A 20,446-nucleotide genomic window follows, 5' to 3' on the forward strand; every position below is an offset into this window, starting at 1 on the left:
CTAAGGAGCAGAAAATTGTCCGTCACTATCCATCGTATCGAAGCGATACCATTCACGTTACCACTGACACGCAGTTTCAGCTATGGCGTCGGGGTGCAAAGGACCTGCCAGCGGCATGTTCTGGTCCGCGTGTTTGACAGCGACGGTGGAATGGGGCAAAGCGAAATCACGCCCCGTCCCGCGATTCACGGCGAGACTCAGGCAGGTGCCACACATGCGGTAAGAACGCATATTGCCCCGTCACTTGTCGGATGCGATATAGTGGATCTTGAAAACATCCGCATCCGGATGGATCATCTTGCGTGCAATCCGACCGCGAAAGCCGGGATCGACACGGCGCTTCATGACCTTCTAGCCAAACGGGCGGGTGTCTCTCTCTCCGGCCTGCTTGGCGGGGGGCCCCGGCCCGTCCCCGTAAGTTACATGATCGGTCACGTCGACGGCAGCGCGATGCTTGACGAGGTGGACACCGTCCGGGCCGAAACCGGCATAAATGCATTCAAGGTCAAGGGCGGCAAGGCGATCCGGAGCGACCTCGCCCGGATCTCGGCATTGCGCCGTCACCTAGGTGACGAGGCGTTCCTGTTCGTCGATGCGAACGAGCTGTATTCTGAACACGACGCGCACAGCAGCTGGGTGCAGGAGATGGCGCGGCTCGGCGTGGCGATGATCGAAGAACCGGTATTGCGATCCGCGATTGCCGCAAGGTCAGGTTTCGCCCAGAGGTGTCCGGTCCCAGTGGTCGGCGACGACAGCGTATCCGATCCCGCATCGGCGGTGGCGGAACTGACCCGGGGATCGGTCCACATACTTGGCATCAAGCCTCCGCGAAGCGGACTAAGGCGGTCGGTCGAACTGATATCCATCGCCCGCGCATTCGGCGTGCCCTGCTGGCTGGGTTCGCAAGGTGTCACGGGCATCGGAACGCTATCGAGTGCTCATTTCGCCGCCGCTTTCTCTTCGTCCCTGCCTTACCCGGCCGATTTGGGGAACTTCCTGCGACAGGGGGACGACCTGCTGGCTCAGCCGGTACCACTGAAAGACGGTATGATCATGGTGCCGCCAGGCACGGGAAGCGGCGTCGAGATAGACGAGGACAAACTAGCCCATTACGGTACCGAAGACTAAACGGACACAGCAATGCCCATCATAGAACGACCCGGTCATCCCGAAATTTTCTACCAGCTTGACGACTTCACCGACCCCTGGCTGGACCGTCCCTATATCCTGCTGCAGCACGGCTACGGACGGTCGTCGAAGTTCTGGTACAGGTGGGTTCCAATTCTGGCGCGGCATTACCGGGTGATCCGCCCCGATCTGCGCGGACTTGGCCAGTCTTCACGCGCTTTTGACCTGTCCACCGGACTGAGTGCGGACATCTACCTTCAGGACGTTGATGCCATCCTTGAACACGCTGGGGCACAGACGATCCATCTGGTGGGCGAATCCCTTGGCGGGATCATCGGCCTGATTTATAGTGCCACACGCCCGGACAAGATCCGGACGCTGTCGGCCATCTCGACCCCTGCGTTTCTGAACGGCGATCTAGTGAAACGCTCCCGTTTCGGCTACACTTCTTGGGAAGAAGCTTTGCGTCAAATGGGGCCTCTGGGGTATGCCAAGGCGAAAAATGGCGCTGACCGGTTCGGGTCCGAAGTGGACCCCGATCTGGCCGAATGGTTTGCCGCCGAACAGGGCAAGTCTGATGTCGAGGTTCTTATCGCGATGCAGAAGCTTGCTCCGACGATCGACACGCGACCCTATCTGCCCTCGATCACCGCGCCGACGCTGGCCCTTGTTCCAACATCCGAGGCGATCGTCACACTTGAGCAGCGAAAAATACTGCGGAACGGGATCCGGCAGCTGAACCTGACCGAGATCGAATCCCGGGGTCACAACCTGCATTGCACACAGGCGGACCGTTGCGCGCGGGAAGTGCTTGCCTTCGCGACGCGGCACGATGGCATTACGCTCGAAGGGTAAGGCATGTATCTGGATCATCCGCCTCTCGTAGTCGAAGCTTCAGTAATTTCCAGCGTCCCGTCGCAACTGCGACTGGACCAGCCTACCGCCTGGGCCGCAGCGAACAAGGGCGGAGCCATCGTGGACTGCTTTCTGGAGGGCCCGTGCATCGATCGGCAGGGCAATATCCTGATGGTCGACATACCACACGGTCGGGTGCTCCAGTTCGGGACGGACGGCGTTTGGCGGGAACGGCTGCGGTATGACGGAGAACCCAACGGGATGAAGATCCTGCCAGACGGCCGCGTGCTCATCGCGGATTATCGGCACGGTCTGGTGCTGGCGAATCTTGAAACCGGCACGATCGAACCGCAGCTGGCCCGGCGCAACTCCGAATCCTTCAAAGGCTTGAACGATCTTTATCTCGGCGAAGACGGGACGGTCTATTTCACGGATCAGGGGCAAACCGGGCTGCAGGATCCCACTGGACGCCTGTACCGCCTGCGCGCGGATGGACAGCTTGATTGCCTGCTGGCGAATGGACCCAGCCCTAATGGACTGGTCCCGGATCACGAATTCGCGGCGATGTTTGTCGCGATGACCCGTGACAATTCGGTTTGGAGGGTCCCCCTACTGGTCGATGGGGGAACAGGAAAAGTCGGCCGGTTCTGCAGTTTCTTTGGGACAAGCGGACCCGACGGGTTGGCCGTGGATGCTGCCGGAAACCTGTATGTCTGCCATGCCTCGCTCGGCCAAGTATTTGTGATAGCTCCAACCGGTGAATGCATCGGACGACTGGTGTCACAGGCAGGCCGGACAGTCACCAATCTGGTGATCAACAATGAACATGCCATAATCACTGAGTCCGAAACCGGCAGCATCTTGAAGGCACCCATAAGCGTGTTCTCAACCACCTAGTATGGTTGAGCGGCCCATTCGCGAAACCTTAGAGGTGGTTCGGTTGATCCGAACAGGTTCCGGTCTGTTTCTAATGTAATTTTCGCCTTGCTTACGCTGCCGCCACATCGGGCATGGTTGGCCCCTTGGACAGCGCGGTGCGCAGCGTCTCCTGCGCCAGCTTGACGCGGATCTTAACGTTGTAGTCGACGACCCGCTTGACAGTTACAAGTAGTTTCATCTGGGTCTCCTTGCATCAGAGGCCTTGGGTAATTGGAGTTTGCAGCCTCGACAAGCAGCGGGGTCGAATGGTCTTTAGCCGCCGCGCCGGACGAAAGCCTGCTGGTACTCTTGGACCAAAGCGGGTTTCAAAACCTTGCCAAGGTCGTTCTTGGGCAAGACGTCGCGGAGGAATAGTACTTTAGGACGCTTGTAGCTCGCCAGAAGCTTTTCCAATTCCTTCATCACGCCTTCGGTTGCGATCTGGCCTCCCTTCTCGGGGCAGATCGCGGCAGCGACACCCTCGCCGAAATCAGGATGCGGGAGCCCAAAGACAGCGGCTTCGGCCACGCCCGTACAATTCTCTAGCGCAATCTCGATCTCGCGAGGATAAACATTGAATCCCCCCGAAATGATCATGTCTTTGTCGCGGCCGACGATGAACAAATATCCGTCTTCATCGAATTGCCCAATGTCACCAGTGTCGAACCACCCGTCCGGCAGGATGCCGTTGCCGTCGAGTTCAGGGCGGTTCCAATAGCCCAAGAAAACATGAGGGCTTCGAACTTGAATACGACCCGGGGTGCCAGTTGAGGCATCGCCTGCGGGTGTAGAGAGGCGTATTTCCACGCCGGGGAGCGGCTTGCCCACCGATCCCCGGCGCACGTGTCCTGCCGGGTTGGCTGCGATCATTCCAGCTTCGGTTGAACCGTAGCGATCAGTTAGCGTGATTCCGGTTTTGGCGGAGATCTGCGTAAATAGCTCGGGCGAAAGAGGAGCAGATCCCGAGGTGACAAGGCGCAGGTTCCGGCAGTTCTCGCGCGTGAAACTCTCGTGCTGCAAGAGGCGTGAATGGATCGTGGGGACGGCCATCAGCACTGTGACCTCGGGCAAAAGGGCAATGACGCGCTCGATGTCGAACTTTGGCAGAAGGATTATCTCTGCCCCAGCGAAAAGCGGACAGAGGGTCGCCATGAAGAGACCGTGGGCATGGTAGGTGGGCAGAACATGCAGCAGACGGTCCGCGGCGCTGATTCCCCACATCTGATTGAACGCAGTGAAGGTGGCGCACATGTTCCGGTGCGAGATAAGCGCTCCTTTGGGCGTTCCGGTCGTGCCGGAGGTGTAAAGCATACTGCAGGGTTGCATTCCCCCGGAGGTGACTGGAGGTGGCGTAAAGGTAGCGTCTTGCAAGTCGGCAAGTGGCATTGCGGCAGAATGGCCGTCCGAGACGGGTTGGTCCGAAACGAAGAGACGGGGCTTTGCGTCCGTGAGAAGTATTTGGGTTTCGTAGTCACCGAAGGTCGGGTTGAGGGGAACATAGATTGCGCCAATGCGCACTGTGGCCAGAGCCAGCGCAAGCCCTTCGGGCGTTTTGCCAACCTTGGCGGCAACCTTGTCTCCGGCTGCAACGTCTGCTTCGGCCAAGCCCGCGGAAAGAGTTTCAATCAGTCGCCCAAAGGCTGCATAGGTCATGCTTTGGCCTTCAAATGTAATGGCGGTTCGGTCAGGCATGGCGGAAACCTGGTCCGAGAGCAGATCCCAAATATTCGCCTCTAATGGATCAGTCATTTTAGTTTCCTTCAAAGATGGGCTTTGTTCCGTTGCGAAAGGCCTCGGTACCACGCAGGTAGTCCTGACTGTCATCGCAGGCCGCCGCGAGGTGTTCGGCCACGGCCCGCGTTTCGTGTCCGGCCCGCGCAGCCAGTGCAGCTTTGGTCGCGCGATGAGTCAGAGGTGCGAGGGCACCCATCTGCACGGCTAGGCGTTCCGTTTCAGACTCGAGTTGGTCGGGCAGGCAAAGGCGATTGACCAACCCCCAGCGGAAGGCGTCACCAGCAGAAACCATCGTGGCCGTCAGCAGGAGTTCGGCAACGGGTGCAGGGCCAATCAGATCGGCGATGCGGTTGATCCAGTCGGGTCGATAGGCAATGCCCAGCTTTCCAGCAGGTATCCCAAAGCGGCAAGTGTCGTCGGCAACCCGCAGATCGGCCATTGCTGCGAGAGCGAGACCTCCGCCGACACAAAGTCCGGCGAGCTGAGCGATGACCGGTATGGGAAGATCGCGTACCGCGTCCATTGCGCTGCTGATCGCTCGGTTATAGGCGACGACAGCGTCCGGATCACTCCGGAACGCTTGGAATTCGGAAATATCCGCGCCAGTCGAAAAAGCGGCAGCACCAACCCCGCGGAGAATGACAGCGCGGGCCGGCGCTACGGCCAATTCGCCGCAATTTCGGACCAGCGTTTGCCACATCGTAAGCGTGATCGCATTCCGGCGTGCGGGATTGTCGATAGTCAGACGCGCAACATTAGAATAAGGCCAATCTAGACGGATTGAGGTCATTGATCTGTTTGCTCCCAGAGCTTGGTGTAAGAACGAATGAAGTCCGCCGCCCTTTCCCCGACCATCGCTACGTGCTCGAGCATGGCGCTGCGTGCGCGTTCGGGGTCATTGGCTTCGACAGTCTCGACGATTCTCTTGTGCTCGGCATAGGACGCTTTCATCCGGTCGGGTTCGCTTGCACGAGGGGCCCTGAGACTACGCAATCGTTGACGCATTTGAATAGCGCGGCCTGAAAGGTAAGTGTTGTTCGAGGCCTCTGAGATCGATCTGTGAAACTCTTCGTTGACCTTAAAATAGGACTCCACATCCCTGTTCTCGAAGTGGTGGTGGCAAGCATCGTTCAGGCTATTGATCTGTGCCATCGCTTCAGAGGTCCGGCGGCGGGCGGCAAGTTCGCAGCAGTCCGCTTCGAGCATGGCCAGAGCCTCGAACTGGTCGAGAGCCTCGGCGATACTGGGGAGCGAAACGATCGGGCGCTGCCTGGGGCGCAACGTAACGAGACCGGTTTCTGATAGCTTCCTGATCGCCTCGCGCACAGGAGTTCGGGAAACGCCAAATTGCTTTGCCAAGCCGACCTCGCTGATGATGGTGCCTGGGGCGAGTTCACCCAAGAGGATCAATTCATTGAGTGTCGAGGTCACGCTGTCACTCGTCATTTTGGTTTGCATAAGGTGAAACTCCTCCCTTTCAAAAAACTGTATACAGAATGATTGAAAGTGTGTATAGAAATTTCTGTCTCAAGTGATGCTGCCTTACATCGGCGTCCGAAGATTAGGGAGGGAACTATGAAAATGAACCGCCGAGAACTGATTGCATTGGGTGCCGGTGCAACCGCTGCTACGTTTTTGCCCCGTGGCACTGCCGCAAATGTGTGGCACACGGACCGTCTGACCCTGAGGGTAGGTTTCAATCCGGGGGGGAGCGCGGATACCATCGGTCGCTTGCTTGCTGACAGCATTGAAAAGTCAACAGGCTGGAAAGTGACGGTCGAGAACGTCGGCGGTGGCGGCGGGATCGTCATGGCGACCGGATTGAATCGAGAAAAATCCGATGGCAAAATCATCGGCCTAGGGGTTTCGAGCGCTATGAATTATGGCGTCGCCAGTGATCCGAGCCTTCCTCTGACAATCGAGGATTTTGACTATCTGGGCACCGTAGCTTCATCGCCGGCGGCGATCATGGCCGGGGCCGACGCTCCTTTTGACGATATGCCGGGACTGGTCAATTGGGCGCGTCAGAATGGCGGGGCGGTCGTTGGTGTGAACGAACGCGGTGCAGAATTGATCATTCGTGCCATCGCCAAGACCGAGAATGTCGATCTCAAGACGATTAGCACGCGCGGCGGAGCCGAGGTGCTTCAGAATATCATGGGCGGCCATATCGTGGCGGGCTTTGATGGCGGGCGTCACGTGGATTACATGACTTCGGGCGATATGAAGATGATTGCCGCCGCGACCAATGATCGTCACAGCTATGCGCCCAACGTTTCAACGCTCAAGGAGCAGGGCTTCGATTATGTGCTTGAGCCGTGGTTTATCCTGATGGCGCCCATCGGACTGCCCGAAGATGCCAAGGCCGCCATTGCCACGCAGATTAATATTGCGGCTCAGTCCACGAAACTCAAGCAAGCTGTAATGAATACATTCGGAGTAGAGCCCCTCAATCTTGGCGTCGAAGGCACGACCGAGATGATGATCGAAGCGTATGCTCTCGCCAACCGTCTGGTCGCTGAAAACAGCTGATCCTCGCGAGATACGCAACCTGCAATTGCTGGCTGCACATTTGCTCCAAGGAATATTTGATGCTTCAAACAGACCGAGTTCTAGGCATTGTGTTGCTGCTTGTTTCGACGGTTCTTTTATGGGTCGTTGTCCCCAGCCAGACGTCAGCGGTGAGTTATGGGTCAACCAGCCCTTCGCTGTTTCCCTCGCTCGGAGTCAGTGCAATTGGCCTGGGAGGCCTATGGTTGCTTATAGCGCCAACGCTGCACCGGCTCCCGGATTTGCGTGTGCCCGCGGGTGCGATTGCGGTGGCGCTCTTCGGAGTGGCGGGGTTCTTGGCAATTCAAGCCATCGGCTATGTTTGGATGGCACCGGTCTTCACCCTGACTCTGATGCTTATCGCGGGGCAGCGCGACCCTAAATGGCTCCTGTTCGGAGGGGTTGCTTCACCTTTGGGCATCTGGGCGCTTTTCGTGCTTGTTCTTGAACGCTCTTTGCCCTGAACGGAGTCGATATGTTTCTGGATACATCTACAATCCTCACCGGTCTGGCAGATGCAATGACCATTTCGACGCTTCTGTTTGTTCTGGCGGGCGTGACTCTGGGGCAGGTCGTTGGGGCTGTTCCAGGCCTTTCCGCACCGATGGCGATTGCGATTGCGGTGCCTTTTACTTTTGCTCTTTCGCCACTTGCGGCCATTGCTTTTCTTATCGGCGTAGCAAAAGGGGGTACCGTGGGAGGAGCCGTGCCGGCGATATTGCTTAACACGCCCGGAACGCCGGACGCTGCCGCGACTGCGATGGACGGTTATCCGCTTGCGAAGGCGGGTAAGCCTTTGAAGGCGATGAAGATGGCGCTTTTTGCGTCGTTAACGGGTGATACATTTTCCGATATCGTACTGATCCTCGTGGCTGCGCCACTCGCAGTTGTTGCCCTTGCGATGGGGCCGGTGGAAATTACCGCGCTGATCACCCTGTCGATTGCGGTCATCACCGGGCTTGTGGGGCCATCAATGGCCAAAGGGCTGATCGCGGCGGGTCTGGGGATCCTTTGCGCCAGCGTGGGTATCGACCCCGAACACGGCACCCCACGGCTGATTTTCGGCAATTACAATCTCTACTCGGGTCTGCCGATTTCGGCGGTTGCAGTCGGGATGCTTGCGACGGGAGAAATCATCACGCAGCTAGCCACGCGTTATCATGCGGGGCACTCACCACTTGCCATTTCGGATGATGGTCCGTCCGGCGACCGCCGGGTGTCGTGGAATGAATATTGGGCTTGCCGCGCAACCATGCTGCGCGGGGCCGTGATCGGCACATTGATTGGTGCGCTACCGGGCCTAGGGTCGACCGTTGCCTCCTTCATGTCCTACGGCATGGCGCGCAGTGCCTCCAATGAGCCGGAGACCTTCGGCAAGGGAAATCTGCACGGTATCGCGGCCTGTGAATCAGCTAATTCGGCTGTCATGGGGGCTAATATGATCCCGCTTCTTACGCTGGGGATCCCGGGCAATGTGACCGCCGCGTTGATCATCGGTGCCTTTATGGTGCAGGGCGTTCAGCCGGGACCCCTGCTCTTCCAGTCTCAAGGTCAACTGATATATAGTCTTTTCGGAGCGATGGTCATCGCCAATCTACTGAACTTCCTTGTCGGGCTTGTCGGGCTGCGCATCTGGGCCCGCGTAATTACCGCACCGTCTTCGGTCATCTTCCCGCTTACGCTCTTGCTCTGCGTGACGGGGGTTTATATCGCCGAAGGCAATGTGTTGGCGGTGTGGATCCTAATTGCCTTTTCCATTCTGTCGGTGGTGATGCGAATTTTTGATCTGCCTATTGTCGCTTTCATCATCATGTTTGTACTAGCGAACCAGTTTGAGCTGTCATTGTCCCAAGCGCTAACAATCTTGGATGGTGATCCGACGAACCTGTTCGAACATCCCGTTGCCTTGCTCTTGGTCGCAATCTCGCTGTTGTCCGTCTGGATATTCGGCATTCGGTTGCCATCGAAGGCGAGGAAGCGTGCCGCAGCATTGAACACGTGAAACCATGGATGGCGCCGCGAATACCGTCGTCGATCTGTAGAATTCAACGATATGAGGCTTAGCATGAAAATAGAAGGAAACATCGCGCTGGTGAGCGGGGGAGGAAGCGGGCTTGGCGCCGCAACCGCCCGGCGGTTGGCGGTTGGCGGCGCTCGGGTAGCAGTGGTCGACCTGAGCAAGGAGGCGGCTGTGGCCGTCGCCTCAGAGACCGGCGGCATTGGCCTTGGAGCGGATGTCAGCGACGCGGCGGCAGTAGAGGCGGCCTTTGCCCATGCAGCAGAAGCGCTTGGCGGCGCCCCCCGCATCGTGGTGAGTTGCGCCGGTATTGGCACAGCCGCTCGCATCCTGCCGCGCGACGGCGCCCTACCCATAGCGCTCTTCGAACGCACCCTGCATGTCAATCTGCTGGGCACCTATACCGTGCTCAGCGTCGCGGCAAAAGCCATGGCCGCGCTCGAGCCGCTCGATACCGACGGCGCACGCGGCGTGATTGTCAACACAGCCTCGGTCGCCTATCAGGACGGCCAGATCGGCCAGGCCGCCTATGCCGCATCGAAGGGCGGGATCGCCTCACTCACCCTGCCCGCCGCGCGGGAACTGGCGCGCTTCGGAATTCGCGTCATGACCATCGCCCCAGGTCTCTTCGAGACGCCGATGAGCGCTGATCTTCCGCCCGAAACACGTGCAGCCCTCGAAGCCGAGTTACCCTTTCCGTCGCGGATGGGTAAGCCCGAGGAATATGCCCTGCTCGTGCAACAGATCGTCGAAAACCCGCTCCTGAACGGCGAGACCATCCGGATCGACAGTGCCGTCCGTCTGGCGCCGAAATGAGGGCTGATATGAAATGAGGGCTGATATATTGAAAGGCACCTATACCGAGGCCCGCTACGACGGGCAGCTTGCCGAATTTGAGTTAATCCGCGAGGATAAGCGCAACGCCATGTCCGATGGTCTCATGGCAGAGATCGAGCAGTTTTATTTGACCCTTCCCAAAGATGTGCGCGTCGTGATCCTGCACGGTCGAGGCGGGCACTACTGCTCGGGCCTCGACCTTGCCGAGCATGTTTCGCGCAGCGCCGAGGAAGGGGTCTATCACTCGCGCAACTGGCACCGTGTCATGGACATGATCCAGTTCGGCGGCGTCGTGACGATCAGCGCCATGACCGGCGCGGTGATCGGCGGCGGGCTCGAGATGGCCACCGCGACCCATGTACGCATCGCCGAGCAGTCCGTGGTCTTCCAGCTTCCCGAAGGTCGCCGCGGCATCTTTGTCGGCGGCGGCGCAACGGTTCGTGTCGGGCGCATCCTTGGCGCAGACCGGATGGTCGAGATGATGCTGACCGGACGGCGCTACGATGCCGACGAGGGCCTACGCCTTGGCTTGTGTCACTATTCGGTCGGAGAGGGCGAGGCGCTGCCTCTGGCCCGGAAACTCGCGAAAATGATTGCCGAAAACGCGCCAATGTCCAACTTTTTCATGGTGAATGCCCTGGCTCGTATCGACGACATGTCACGCGCGGATGGCCTGTTTACAGAAAGCCTCGCGGCCGCGTTGGTACAGACCACACCAGACGCCGAGGAAGGCCTGCGCGCCTTCCTCGAAAAGCGCAGCCCTGTGTTCCGCTGAATCCAAGGGACGGAAGATACATGCACACCCAAATCTTGGAGTACGCTCCATCAGACCCGGCCGCCCGCGCCGACTGGGCCCGGCGTAATACGCGCACCTGCTACGTCCCGCACAAGGTGGTGCGCGAAGACCGTGCCGACGGCGCGATCCTGCTGCGGTCGGGCTACCATTTGCCCGATCACGCGACCAACACCGGCGCTTGGTTGCACGAATGGGCAGAGAAAGCACCCTATCGTGTCGCCGTATCGGAACGTCCGGTAGAGGGACCCGGCTGGCGCAATATCACCTATCTGGAACTGCTCCAGCAGGTACGTTCCATTGCCTCATCGTTGCTGGCACGCGGATTGGGTGAAGGGGATACCATCGCCATGCTGTCGGGCAACGGGCTCGATCACCTGCTGCTGTCGCTTGCTGCACAATATATCGGCGTCCCCGTGGTGCCGCTGGCTGAGCAATACTCGCTGATACCCGAAGCCCATGACCGCCTAATATATGTGCTCGACAAGGTGGCGCCCAAACTGGCCTTCGTCGATGATGCCAACCGCTACGAATCGGCCATCGCGCTGCCCCAACTGGCCGACGTCGAAGTGGTCGCTGCGCGTGGTCGGGCTGTACGTCCGGTCACGCCGCTGTCCGAGTTGCTCAAGGGTGACGACAGCGTCGATCTCGAAGCCGCCCGCGCCAAGGTTGGCCCCGACACGCTGGCCAAGATCCTCTTCACTTCAGGCTCCAGCTCGGATCCCAAGGGCGTGCTGACGACGCACCGGATGATGTGCGTGAACCAGGTGCAGATGCAGGTGGTGCTGCCCTTCCTGATGGACCACGCGCCGCGCATTACCGACTGGCTGCCGTGGAACCACGTCTTTGGCGGGTCGCACAACGTCAACATGATGCTGGCCCACGGCGGCACGCTGACCATCGACAGCGGCAAGCCTACCGGCAAAGGCTTTGCCACCACGCTCAAGAACCGCACCGACCGTCCTGGCACCCTGGCCTTCAACGTGCCCGCAGGCTGGAGCATGCTCGTGGAGGCCATAAAGGACGATCCGGCCATCCAGACGCACCTCTTCAAAGACCAACTGCTGCTGTTCTACGCCGGTGCCTCGTTGCCGCAGAATGTCTGGGAGGCGCTCGAGCAATTTTGCGTCGAGGCACGCGGTGGCCTCCCGATGATGATCTCAAGCTGGGGCCTGACCGAGACCGCACCCGCCTGCCTGATGGTGCACGAACCCATCGGTCGCTCCGGCGTGATCGGCGTGCCGCTTCCAGGCGTCGAGGTGAAGCTCATCCCCGACGACGACATGCGCTGCGAAATCCGAGTGAAGGGCCCGAACGTCATGCAGGGCTACTTCAACGACCCCAAGAAGACGGTAGAGGCTTTCGACGAGGAGGGCTACTTCATCACCGGCGACGCGGTGCGCTTCGTGGATCCGGACGATGCCGACCGCGGGCTGATCTTCGACGGCCGCGTGTCCGAGGACTTCAAACTCGACACAGGCACTTGGGTGCAGGCGGGCAACCTGCGCATGACCGCGCTCAAAGAGCTCGCAGGGCTCGCGCAGGACGTGGTGATCTGCGGTCACGACCGGGGCGAGGTGGGGCTCTTCATCTTCCCCGTGCCCGCCGCCGCCCGCTCTTGCGAGGTCACGCATGGGGCCGTCACCGACACCGTGCTGATGACGAAGGTCGCACTGCGTCTGCGCGAGATGAACGCGCATGTGACGGGCTCGGCTAAGCGCATCACCCGTGCCATCGTCCTGGCCGAGCCGCCGTCGCTCGTACACCACGAGATCAGCGACAAGGGCTCGCTAAACATCAAGAAGATCCTGACCCGTCGGGCGAACCTGCTCGAACGGCTCTACGACAACGAAGACCCGGGCCTGATCCGCGTCTGAGGAGGACACCAGATGATCGACTTCGCCAATGTCCGCGCTATCGACTTCCACACCCATGCCGAGGAGGCCTGCGGCTGTCATGCAGATGACGGCTACGACGAGTTGCAGTCCACCATGGCCAAGTATTTCGGCGCGCCCTGGTCGCATCCGCCGACTATCGACGAGACCGCCGCGCATTACCGCAAGGCCAACATCGCGGCGGTGATCTTCCCGGTCGACAGCGAGCGCGAGACCGGCTACCGTCGCTACGACAATTACGAGGTCGCCGACGCCTGCGCCAGGAACAGCGACATCCTTATCCCCTTCGCCTCGATCGACCCGGCCAAGGGCAAGCTCGGGGCGCGCGAGGCGCGGAACCTGGTCGAGAACCATGGCATCAAGGGGTTCAAATTCCATCCCACCATGCAGGGGTTCTATCCCAACGACCGCACGGCCTACCCGCTCTACGAGGCCATTGCCGAGGCCGGGGTTCCGGCGCTCTTCCACACCGGCCAGACTGGCGTGGGCTCGGGGATGCGCGGCGGCAACGGAATGCGGCTGAAGTATTCCAGCCCGATGCACCTGGACGACCTGGCGGTGGATTTCCCCGATATGAAGATCATCCTCGCACACCCGTCCTTCCCCTGGCAGGAAGAGGCGCTCTCGGTCGCGCAGCACAAGCCCAACGTCTACATCGACCTGAGTGGCTGGTCTCCGAAGTACTTCCCGAAGATCCTCGTGCAGTACGCCAACACGATCCTGAAAAAGAAGATGCTCTTCGGGTCCGACTGGCCGATGATCGCCCCAGAGAAGTGGCTCGACGCCTTCGACAAGGCCGAGTTCCGCAACGAGGTGCGACCGCTCATCCTCAAGGACAACGCGATGAGCTTGCTGGGGACCATGGCATGATTCCGTTCAAGGCACCTGTTGATGACATTTTGTTCTGCCTCCACGAAGTGGTAGGAGCCGAGCGGTTGTCCGACTGGGACAGCGAAATAGTTGGGGGCATTCTCGCGCATTTTGCCTCTTTTGCGGAGGGTGTTATAGCACCGCTGGATGAGCCCGGTGATGCGCATGGGTGCAGGCTGGAAGACGGACGAGTCATCATGCCAACAGGTTTCAAGGAGGCCTTCGCACAATTGGCGGAAGGCGGATGGCAAGGACTCACCGCACCTGAAGAATTAGGCGGCATGGCCCAGAACCCGCTTTTAGCGGCGGCTGTGTCTGAGATTTTTTCTGGTGCCAACCACGCGATGCAAATGGTCTGCAACCTTGTTCCCGGTGCCATTTCTACACTTATGAAATACGGCTCGACGACCCAGCAAGAGTACTGGGTGCCCCGCCTGGCCTCGGGCGAAACGCTCTCGACAATGTGTCTAACTGAAGCTGACGCTGGATCGGATCTCTCGCGGATCCGCGCCAAGGCGAGCCATGACGGAATGACTTGGCAGATCACGGGGGAAAAAATCTTCATTTCTGGTGGCGATCAGGATCTTTCCAACGATATCCTTCATTTGGTTTTGGCGCGCACCGGCAGCCCTGAGGATGGAGTCAAAGGCCTCTCGCTCTTTCTTTGCGCCTCCGAGATTGACGGAGTGCGCAATGCGGTGACGCTCACGCGGATTGAGGAAAAGCTTGGCCTTCATGCCTCGCCGACCTGCCAGCTGGCCTTTCACGGGGCTAGAGCCGAACTAATCGGCACCGAGGGAGCCGGGCTTCAGGCCATGTTCACCATGATGAATCACGCCCGACTCGATGTAGCTTTGCAAGGCGTCGCCCATGCGGCGCGCGCGCATCAGATCGCCGCCTCCTATGCTGCCGAGCGTAAGCAGGGTCGCAGGACTGACGGGACAGAGGCCGTGCTCGCCGATCACCCCGATGTCCAGCGGATGCTGAATGAACAATTGTCCTTGGCGCTCGGGGCGCGGGCAATGGCTTTTCTCACGATGGCCGAGTTGACTTTGGGCGAGCGCCCCGCGCTGGTTAATTTTCTGACGCCGATCTGCAAGGTGTTTTGCACCGAGGCAGGGATCAAGGCTGCGGATCTTGGCATTCAGGTTCTGGGCGGCTACGGCTATCTGACCGAATATCGCGTATCACAAACTTGGCGCGATGCGCGGGTTACGTCGATCTACGAGGGGGCAAACGGCATTCACGCCATCACCACGGCGACGCGCGGGCTGCGCGTGATCGAGTGCGCGGATGCCTTTGCAGTGCTGGTGGAGACGCTCTCAGGGGGGAACACCGCCTGTCTCGATCTGTTGAACGATTGGCAGGTCGCACGCTCCGGCATGTCGGACCAAGCGATCGAGAAAGCCCATGATTTCATGTCCCTGACCGCCGAACTCTTGTTTCAAGCAGTCTGGTGCAAACTCGCCGGGACGGGCGACGCGGAGATGATCCGCCTCGCGCGAACCGTGGCGCGCAGACCATTGCCCGTGCGTCTGCCATTGGTGGCCTAAATTCTCAAAAAGAAGTCGCAGCGCAGAGGCAAAACGCCGTTCCGCTTGCTGCAAAACAGGCAGATGAACCCACTATCACCAAAGGGCCTGACTTACTCGAAGGCCTTCCCCGTCAGAGCAACACCGCCCGCGATCCACACCTTCACACCTGCCGGAAACGGGATCATTACCGATCCACCACCGACAGAAGTCGGGCAAGAGATTCCGGATCTACCCCGGCTGACACAATGAGCCTGCGGCCATTCGGCAGCGCAATCTCGACCTGAGCGTCCCGTGCTGGTTCAAAGGGATCAACTGGTCCCGGCTGCGAGACTGAACTCGCCTGCGTCACGGTGACCGGCGAAAAGGATACCGCACAGGAAGCCCCAAGTTCACCGTTCCGATACTGCCGACGCCGAATGGTCAGCAGCGAGCGGCAAATGCCATGCCGCCGTGCCGTGGCAGCCACTTGCCGATAGCCGGCAAGGCTTTCCTCGACAATCCGGAGCTTGTCCGCATCCGGCAAGTGCCGGCGGTGAACACCATCAGCAGCGGAACGAACCTCGATTTGCGGACGGTAATTAGAGTCGGACTTATCATCGGATCGTAGCCACGGTCAGACGGCCGTCCCCGGAGCCTTACGCTGGAGGTGAACGACCATCCAATCATAAAATGGTCTTGAGATAGGCCAAGGACGTCTCGAAATCCTCCTCCTGATGCGGAATGCGAGCAGCTTCCAGTGCCAGGGTGCCCTCGTATCCGAACGCCTTAAGCGCTTCGATCTGACCTTTCAGGTTTGTGACTCCAGTACCGTAATGTTCCCAGACCATTTTGCCGTCGATGAGACGACCATCCTTCAGGTGCACATTCCGAATATAGGGCTTGAGCTTTTCGAAGCCAGCTTCAAAGGTGACACCTTCCGCCTCGTAGAGATTACCTGTGTCCCAAACATAGCCGAAATTCGAGCGACCCACGGCCTCAAGTAACGCAAGGCAGCTGTCGCTCGTGTCCGCCCAAGTGCCCGGCAGGTTTTCGAGTTGCACCTGGAATCCGCGCTGCGAGGCACTGTCTGCCACCTTACCCAGAAGCATGGCAACACGTTCGAACTCGTTTTCGGTTCCAGCCACACTGCGCAGTGGAGCGAAGGTGATAACAGTATCAGTTTCAAGTTTTTCGGCCAGATCAAGGCTCATCGACCACAGCTGGTTTGCATGTAAGTCGATCAGGTCGCTGTCGATGCCGGCACCGATGAACAGACCCGGCGAGGCAGCGGAATAGGTGATGCCATAGGTCCTGCTCGCCTGTTTCAGCGTTTCCCAAGCGGCGCCTGTCAGTAACGGGAACCGTTTACCCTCAACGGTACGAGCCTCGAATGTGGTGATCCCGGCTTCAACAGCAATCTCGAAAATGCGTTTGAGTGATCCTGGTGACGTAAGTGGGGCGACTTCGTTGGTGACCGCAGCAACTTTCATTTTGCTTCTTTCCTTGGGCAAAAGGCTCATGCGCGCGTGATATACGGCATGACCCAGTGGGTATGTTTATTTCAGTAAAGGTGACAGGAAACCGAGGCCTGTTTGTCCTGGCGAGTCAATTTTGGAGCGTGCTCTTCACATATATCGCCCATCTTGAGATGGCAGCGGGGGTGGAATGGGCAACCCGACGGCGGATCGATCGGCGAGGGCATTTCTCCCTCAAGCATGATCTCTTCGTGCGGATCATCAGGATGGCCTGGCAACGCGGCCGAGAAGAGCGCTTTCGTATAGGGGTGGCGGGGGTTGGAAAAGACCTCATCAGAAGAGCCGACCTCAACCACCTTACCCAAATACATTACCGCGATATCGTCTGCGAGATACCGGGTCGTAGCCAGATCATGCGCTACCAAGAGGTAACTCATCTTGTATTCTTCCTGCAAATCCTTGAACAGGTTCATGATCTGCGAACGGATGGACACATCCAGCGCCGATACGGGCTCGTCCAGAACAATCAGACGCGGATTGGAAATCAACGCGCTGGCAATTGCGATCCGCTGACGCTGACCACCCGAAAACTCGTGCGGAAAGTTGCGTGCCTGATCGGGACGCAACCCGACCTGCTCAAGCACCTCAGCCACGCGCCTGTCCACTTCCTTCTTTGTCAGGTTGGCGTTGGCCAGAAGTGGCTCGGCGACCAGATCTCGGACTCGCATACGCGGGTTGAGTGAGGACCACGGGTCCTGGAACACCGCCTGAACCTTGGATCGGTAGCGACGCAAATCTCTGCCGCGCAGCTTATGCACGTCCTCGCCATCGACCAGGACCTGCCCCCTTGTCGGGGTATCGAGCCGCAATAGCATGCGTGTCGCGGTCGTTTTGCCGCAGCCGGATTCCCCGACAAGCGCGAGTGTCTTACCCTCTTGAATAGCGAAATCCATGCCATCGACCGCCTTGACCACGGGTCTTTCATTTGACAGCAGCCCGGCTGACAGCACGAAATGACGCGCAAGATCCCTTACTTCGAGGACCGGCGTTCTCGGATCGGTCATGACAGCAGCCTCCAGCATTTTGCGCCATGAGCCTCACGGCCCGTCCCTCCGAGATCAAACGTCGGTGGCCGTTCGGCGTGGCATTTCGCATCCGCAAAAGGGCAGTGCGGGGCAAATCCGCATCCTTTTGGCTTGTTCCACAAGGGCGGAGGAGTGCCTTCAATGGAGGGCAGTCGTCCGACCTGATCATTCATCTTCGGCACAGATTGTAGTAGTGCCTGCGTGTAGGGGTGTGACGGAGTCTGAAAAATCCTGCGAACCGGCCCATATTCAACAATTTGGCCAGCATACATCACCGCAAGACGATGACAGACCCGCGCCACGATGCCGAAGTCATGTGTGATGAAAAGGATCGACATCCCAGTCTCATCCTGCAACTCACGCAAGAGACGTAGATACTGCGCTTGAACTGTCACATCGAGCGAAGTTGTCGGCTCATCGGCGATGATGACCTTGGGCCGGCAGGAAATAGCGATGGCACCCACCGCACGTTGCCGCATTCCCCCGCTCATCTGGTGAGGATAAGCGTTCACCCGCATCTCCGGAGCCGCCACGCGTACCTTGCGCAACGCATCGATTGCCATCGAAAGATAGCCACCTCCCGCAGGTTTGCGGTGCAGTCTGAGTGCTTCGACGATCTGATCACCAATGGTAAATGCCGGGTTAAGCGACGTTTGCGGGTCCTGAAGGATCATCGCGATGTCCCGGCCACGAATATGCCGTAACTCGGTGTCGTCAAGTTCAGTCAGTTCAGTCTCCCCCAGTTTGATGCTCCCGCGTGTGATCCGCGCGATATTCCTGGGTAGAAGTTGCATCAGCGACAAACCCGTGAGCGACTTGCCACTGCCGGACTCTCCTACCAGGCCGAGGGTTTCGCCCGCATACATGTCGAAACTGACACCGTCGATGGCGTTGAACTCGCCCCGCTTCGTGCCAATAGTGGTTTCCAGATCGCGCACTGACAGAACGAGATCACCTTCCAGTCGTGTCATGGTCATCTATCCCGAAGCTTGGGGTCAAAACGATCGCGCAGCCAGTCACCGAAAACATTGACCGACAGCACGGTAAGAAGAATGGCCAGCCCCGGAAAGAATGAGATCCACCACGCACTGGTCAGTAATTGGCGCCCGTCCGAAACCAGTAATCCCCAGGTAGGCGTCGGACGCGGTATACCGATCCCGAGAAAGCTCAGCGAAGCTTCCAGCGTAATGACGATCCCGACCTGGAGCGTGGCCAGAACAACGATCGTGTTCAACACGTTGGGTAAGATGTGACGCCTGAGGATAGCCAGATGGGATGTCCCGGCGACTACGGCACGCGCCACAAAGTCACGTTCGCGAAGGGTCATCACCTCAGCACGTACCTGACGAGCGAAATAGGCCCAGAGCACGAAGGCGACGACGATGATCACCGATTGGAAGCTGGGGCCCGATAAAGCGGCAAGCGCCAATGCCAGAAGCATGGCAGGCAAAGCGAGCGAAATATCGACGAGCCGCATGATGATTGTCTCGGCCCATCCACGTGCATAACCCGCGATCAGCCCGAGGAACGAGCCGATCACTACGCCAACAAAGATGCCAACTGCAGAAATCGACAGCGCATACCATGCGCCATGCATCGTGCGACTGAGTATGTCACGACCAAGCCGATCGGTGCCGAACGGGTATTCCCATGTTCCACCGAAAAAAACCGGCGGCAGAAGGCGCGCCCTGAGATTGGTTTCTTCGGGGCCATACGGCGCGATCCAGGTGGAGAGCAGAGCCGGAATGACTAAAACAATCAACAGAAGCGCGATTGGGATCACCGGATAGCCGCCTGGACGCAGCACCGGATTATAGCGCTTTCGGATCGGCTCGCGATCAACGGATGCGGGGGTCAACGTAGGCATAAAGCAGGTCCACCAGCAGGTTGGCGAGAATGAAAATGATCGCGAAAACGACCACGACGGATTGAACGACAGGGAAATCACGTGCCTTGATCGCCTCGATTGCGGTCCAGCCGAGTCCAGGCCATGAGAACACGGTTTCTATCACGACCGAGCCTGTCAGCACTGAACCGGCGAGCACGCCGAAATAGGTTAGCGGCACGATGGCGGCGTTGCTCAACGCATGTTTCCAGGTGATCATCGGCTCGGACACACCTTTGGCGCGAGCCAATTTGATGTATTCGGCGTCCAACACTTCGAGCATCGAGGATCGCGTCAGTCGCGTCAGAGCTGAAATCTGAAACCAGGCGATCGAGATCGCAGGCAGGATGAGGTGCATGAAGGTGCCGCTTCCCGAGGTCGGGAGCCATTTCAGGCCAACGGCAAAGGCCCAGATCAGCAGAATTCCCAACCAGAAACTGGGCATCGACTGCCCGATCAGCGCAATGCCCTGCGCGACGCTGTCGATGGTCTTGCCCTTATGTACTGCCGACATGACACCAAGCGGAATGGCGATGACGATGCTGATGAACATTGCAACTCCGCCAAGAAGGAGGGTAGCCGGCAAACGATCGAACACAACACCCATCGCGGGCTCGCCCGGCCATTTCATCGACATGCCGAAATCGCCCTGCAGTGCGCCACCGAGGAACTTGATATATTGAATATGCAAGGGCTGATCGAGGCCCAGCCGCTGGATCAGGAAGTCGATTTGTTCCTGTGTCGCATCATCGGGCAACAGCGCGCCCGCGGGATTGCCGGACAGATGCGTCAGGCCAAAAACGATCAACGTGATCACCCAGAGAGCAATCATTGCTTCGATGATTTTTATCAGGACGAAGTTTTTCATTTTATTCCCATGTCAGTATCCG

General features: G+C 58.9%; 21 protein-coding genes. 11 read left to right on the forward strand and 10 right to left on the reverse strand.

Annotated features, from left to right (window positions below; all coding sequences use genetic code 11):
- Window positions 1-15 precede the first annotated feature (15 nt).
- The 3 genes from JHX88_RS11450 to JHX88_RS11460 are packed head-to-tail and all read left to right on the forward strand — an operon-like array spanning window position 16 to window position 2,880.
- A complete protein-coding gene (locus JHX88_RS11450; RefSeq protein ID WP_076528330.1) occupies window positions 16-1,128 on the forward strand; it encodes a mandelate racemase/muconate lactonizing enzyme family protein in 1,113 nt (370 codons plus the stop codon).
- Window positions 1,129-1,140: 12 nt separating this feature from the next.
- Window positions 1,141-1,983: an alpha/beta fold hydrolase gene (locus tag JHX88_RS11455; RefSeq protein WP_076528328.1), complete on the forward strand. Its 843-nt coding sequence runs from the start codon at window positions 1,141-1,143 to the stop codon at window positions 1,981-1,983.
- Between the two features lie 3 nt (window positions 1,984-1,986).
- On the forward strand, window positions 1,987-2,880 hold the full coding sequence (locus JHX88_RS11460; RefSeq protein ID WP_076528326.1) for an SMP-30/gluconolactonase/LRE family protein: 894 nt from the start codon (window positions 1,987-1,989) through the stop codon (window positions 2,878-2,880).
- Window positions 2,881-2,971: 91 nt separating this feature from the next.
- On the opposite strand, the gene JHX88_RS11465 is transcribed toward JHX88_RS11460, so the two are convergent.
- The 4 genes from JHX88_RS11465 to JHX88_RS11480 all read right to left on the reverse strand — a co-directional run bounded on the left by JHX88_RS11465 (window position 2,972) and on the right by JHX88_RS11480 (window position 6,093).
- Entirely contained in the window at window positions 2,972-3,100 is a 129-nt protein-coding gene (locus JHX88_RS11465; RefSeq protein ID WP_272848004.1) for a hypothetical protein, read from the reverse strand.
- Between the two features lie 74 nt (window positions 3,101-3,174).
- On the reverse strand, window positions 3,175-4,650 hold the full coding sequence (locus JHX88_RS11470) for an AMP-binding protein (RefSeq protein WP_076528324.1): 1,476 nt from the start codon (window positions 4,648-4,650) through the stop codon (window positions 3,175-3,177).
- A 1-nt stretch (window position 4,651) separates the two neighbouring features.
- Window positions 4,652-5,335, reverse strand: a complete 684-nt coding sequence (locus JHX88_RS11475; RefSeq protein WP_272848005.1) for an enoyl-CoA hydratase-related protein — start codon at window positions 5,333-5,335, stop codon at window positions 4,652-4,654.
- Between the two features lie 86 nt (window positions 5,336-5,421).
- Window positions 5,422-6,093: a GntR family transcriptional regulator gene (locus JHX88_RS11480; RefSeq protein ID WP_084203300.1), complete on the reverse strand. Its 672-nt coding sequence runs from the start codon at window positions 6,091-6,093 to the stop codon at window positions 5,422-5,424.
- 117 nt (window positions 6,094-6,210) lie between these two features.
- On the opposite strand from JHX88_RS11480, the gene JHX88_RS11485 reads away from it, so the two are divergent.
- From JHX88_RS11485 to JHX88_RS11520, 8 genes are all read left to right on the forward strand, one after another.
- A complete protein-coding gene (locus JHX88_RS11485) occupies window positions 6,211-7,167 on the forward strand; it encodes a tripartite tricarboxylate transporter substrate binding protein (RefSeq protein ID WP_076528321.1) in 957 nt (318 codons plus the stop codon).
- 59 nt (window positions 7,168-7,226) lie between these two features.
- Complete coding sequence (locus JHX88_RS11490; RefSeq protein ID WP_076528319.1) at window positions 7,227-7,649, forward strand: tripartite tricarboxylate transporter TctB family protein; 423 nt, start codon at window positions 7,227-7,229, stop codon at window positions 7,647-7,649.
- 11 nt (window positions 7,650-7,660) lie between these two features.
- A complete protein-coding gene (locus JHX88_RS11495) occupies window positions 7,661-9,187 on the forward strand; it encodes a tripartite tricarboxylate transporter permease (protein WP_076528317.1) in 1,527 nt (508 codons plus the stop codon).
- A gap of 63 nt (window positions 9,188-9,250) precedes the next feature.
- On the forward strand, window positions 9,251-10,018 hold the full coding sequence (locus JHX88_RS11500) for an SDR family NAD(P)-dependent oxidoreductase (protein ID WP_076528315.1): 768 nt from the start codon (window positions 9,251-9,253) through the stop codon (window positions 10,016-10,018).
- Between the two features lie 13 nt (window positions 10,019-10,031).
- Window positions 10,032-10,814, forward strand: coding sequence for a crotonase/enoyl-CoA hydratase family protein (locus tag JHX88_RS11505; protein WP_076528313.1), 783 nt, complete (start codon window positions 10,032-10,034; stop codon window positions 10,812-10,814).
- A 20-nt stretch (window positions 10,815-10,834) separates the two neighbouring features.
- Window positions 10,835-12,709 (forward strand): feruloyl-CoA synthase, encoded by a 1,875-nt coding sequence (locus tag JHX88_RS11510; RefSeq protein ID WP_076528311.1) that lies wholly within the window; start codon window positions 10,835-10,837, stop codon window positions 12,707-12,709.
- A gap of 12 nt (window positions 12,710-12,721) precedes the next feature.
- Window positions 12,722-13,597 (forward strand): amidohydrolase family protein, encoded by an 876-nt coding sequence (locus JHX88_RS11515; protein WP_076528309.1) that lies wholly within the window; start codon window positions 12,722-12,724, stop codon window positions 13,595-13,597.
- Window positions 13,594-15,150, forward strand: coding sequence for an acyl-CoA dehydrogenase family protein (locus tag JHX88_RS11520; protein WP_076528307.1), 1,557 nt, complete (start codon window positions 13,594-13,596; stop codon window positions 15,148-15,150). The genes JHX88_RS11515 and JHX88_RS11520 overlap by 4 nt, the downstream gene beginning before the upstream one ends.
- A 166-nt stretch (window positions 15,151-15,316) precedes the next feature.
- Here the strand turns inward: JHX88_RS11520 and tnpA are convergent, their stop codons facing one another.
- The 6 genes from tnpA to JHX88_RS11550 form a co-directional block, all read right to left on the reverse strand.
- On the reverse strand, window positions 15,317-15,655 hold the full coding sequence (gene tnpA, locus JHX88_RS22330) for an IS66-like element accessory protein TnpA (RefSeq protein ID WP_084203299.1): 339 nt from the start codon (window positions 15,653-15,655) through the stop codon (window positions 15,317-15,319).
- A 139-nt stretch (window positions 15,656-15,794) separates the two neighbouring features.
- Window positions 15,795-16,631, reverse strand: a complete 837-nt coding sequence (locus tag JHX88_RS11530) for a sugar phosphate isomerase/epimerase family protein (protein ID WP_272848006.1) — start codon at window positions 16,629-16,631, stop codon at window positions 15,795-15,797.
- Between the two features lie 41 nt (window positions 16,632-16,672).
- Complete coding sequence (locus JHX88_RS11535) at window positions 16,673-17,650, reverse strand: ABC transporter ATP-binding protein (protein ID WP_076528348.1); 978 nt, start codon at window positions 17,648-17,650, stop codon at window positions 16,673-16,675.
- Window positions 17,647-18,642, reverse strand: a complete 996-nt coding sequence (locus JHX88_RS11540) for an ABC transporter ATP-binding protein (RefSeq protein ID WP_076528301.1) — start codon at window positions 18,640-18,642, stop codon at window positions 17,647-17,649. Before JHX88_RS11540 ends, JHX88_RS11535 begins: the two co-directional genes overlap by 4 nt.
- 2 nt (window positions 18,643-18,644) lie before the next feature.
- Window positions 18,645-19,538, reverse strand: a complete 894-nt coding sequence (locus JHX88_RS11545; protein ID WP_076528299.1) for an ABC transporter permease — start codon at window positions 19,536-19,538, stop codon at window positions 18,645-18,647.
- Entirely contained in the window at window positions 19,510-20,424 is a 915-nt protein-coding gene (locus JHX88_RS11550; RefSeq protein WP_076528297.1) for an ABC transporter permease, read from the reverse strand. The genes JHX88_RS11545 and JHX88_RS11550 overlap by 29 nt, the downstream gene beginning before the upstream one ends.
- Between the last annotated feature and the right edge of the window lie 22 nt (window positions 20,425-20,446).

The sequence above is a fragment of the Paracoccus saliphilus genome (genome assembly GCF_028553805.1).
Taxonomy (GTDB): domain Bacteria; phylum Pseudomonadota; class Alphaproteobacteria; order Rhodobacterales; family Rhodobacteraceae; genus Paracoccus; species Paracoccus saliphilus.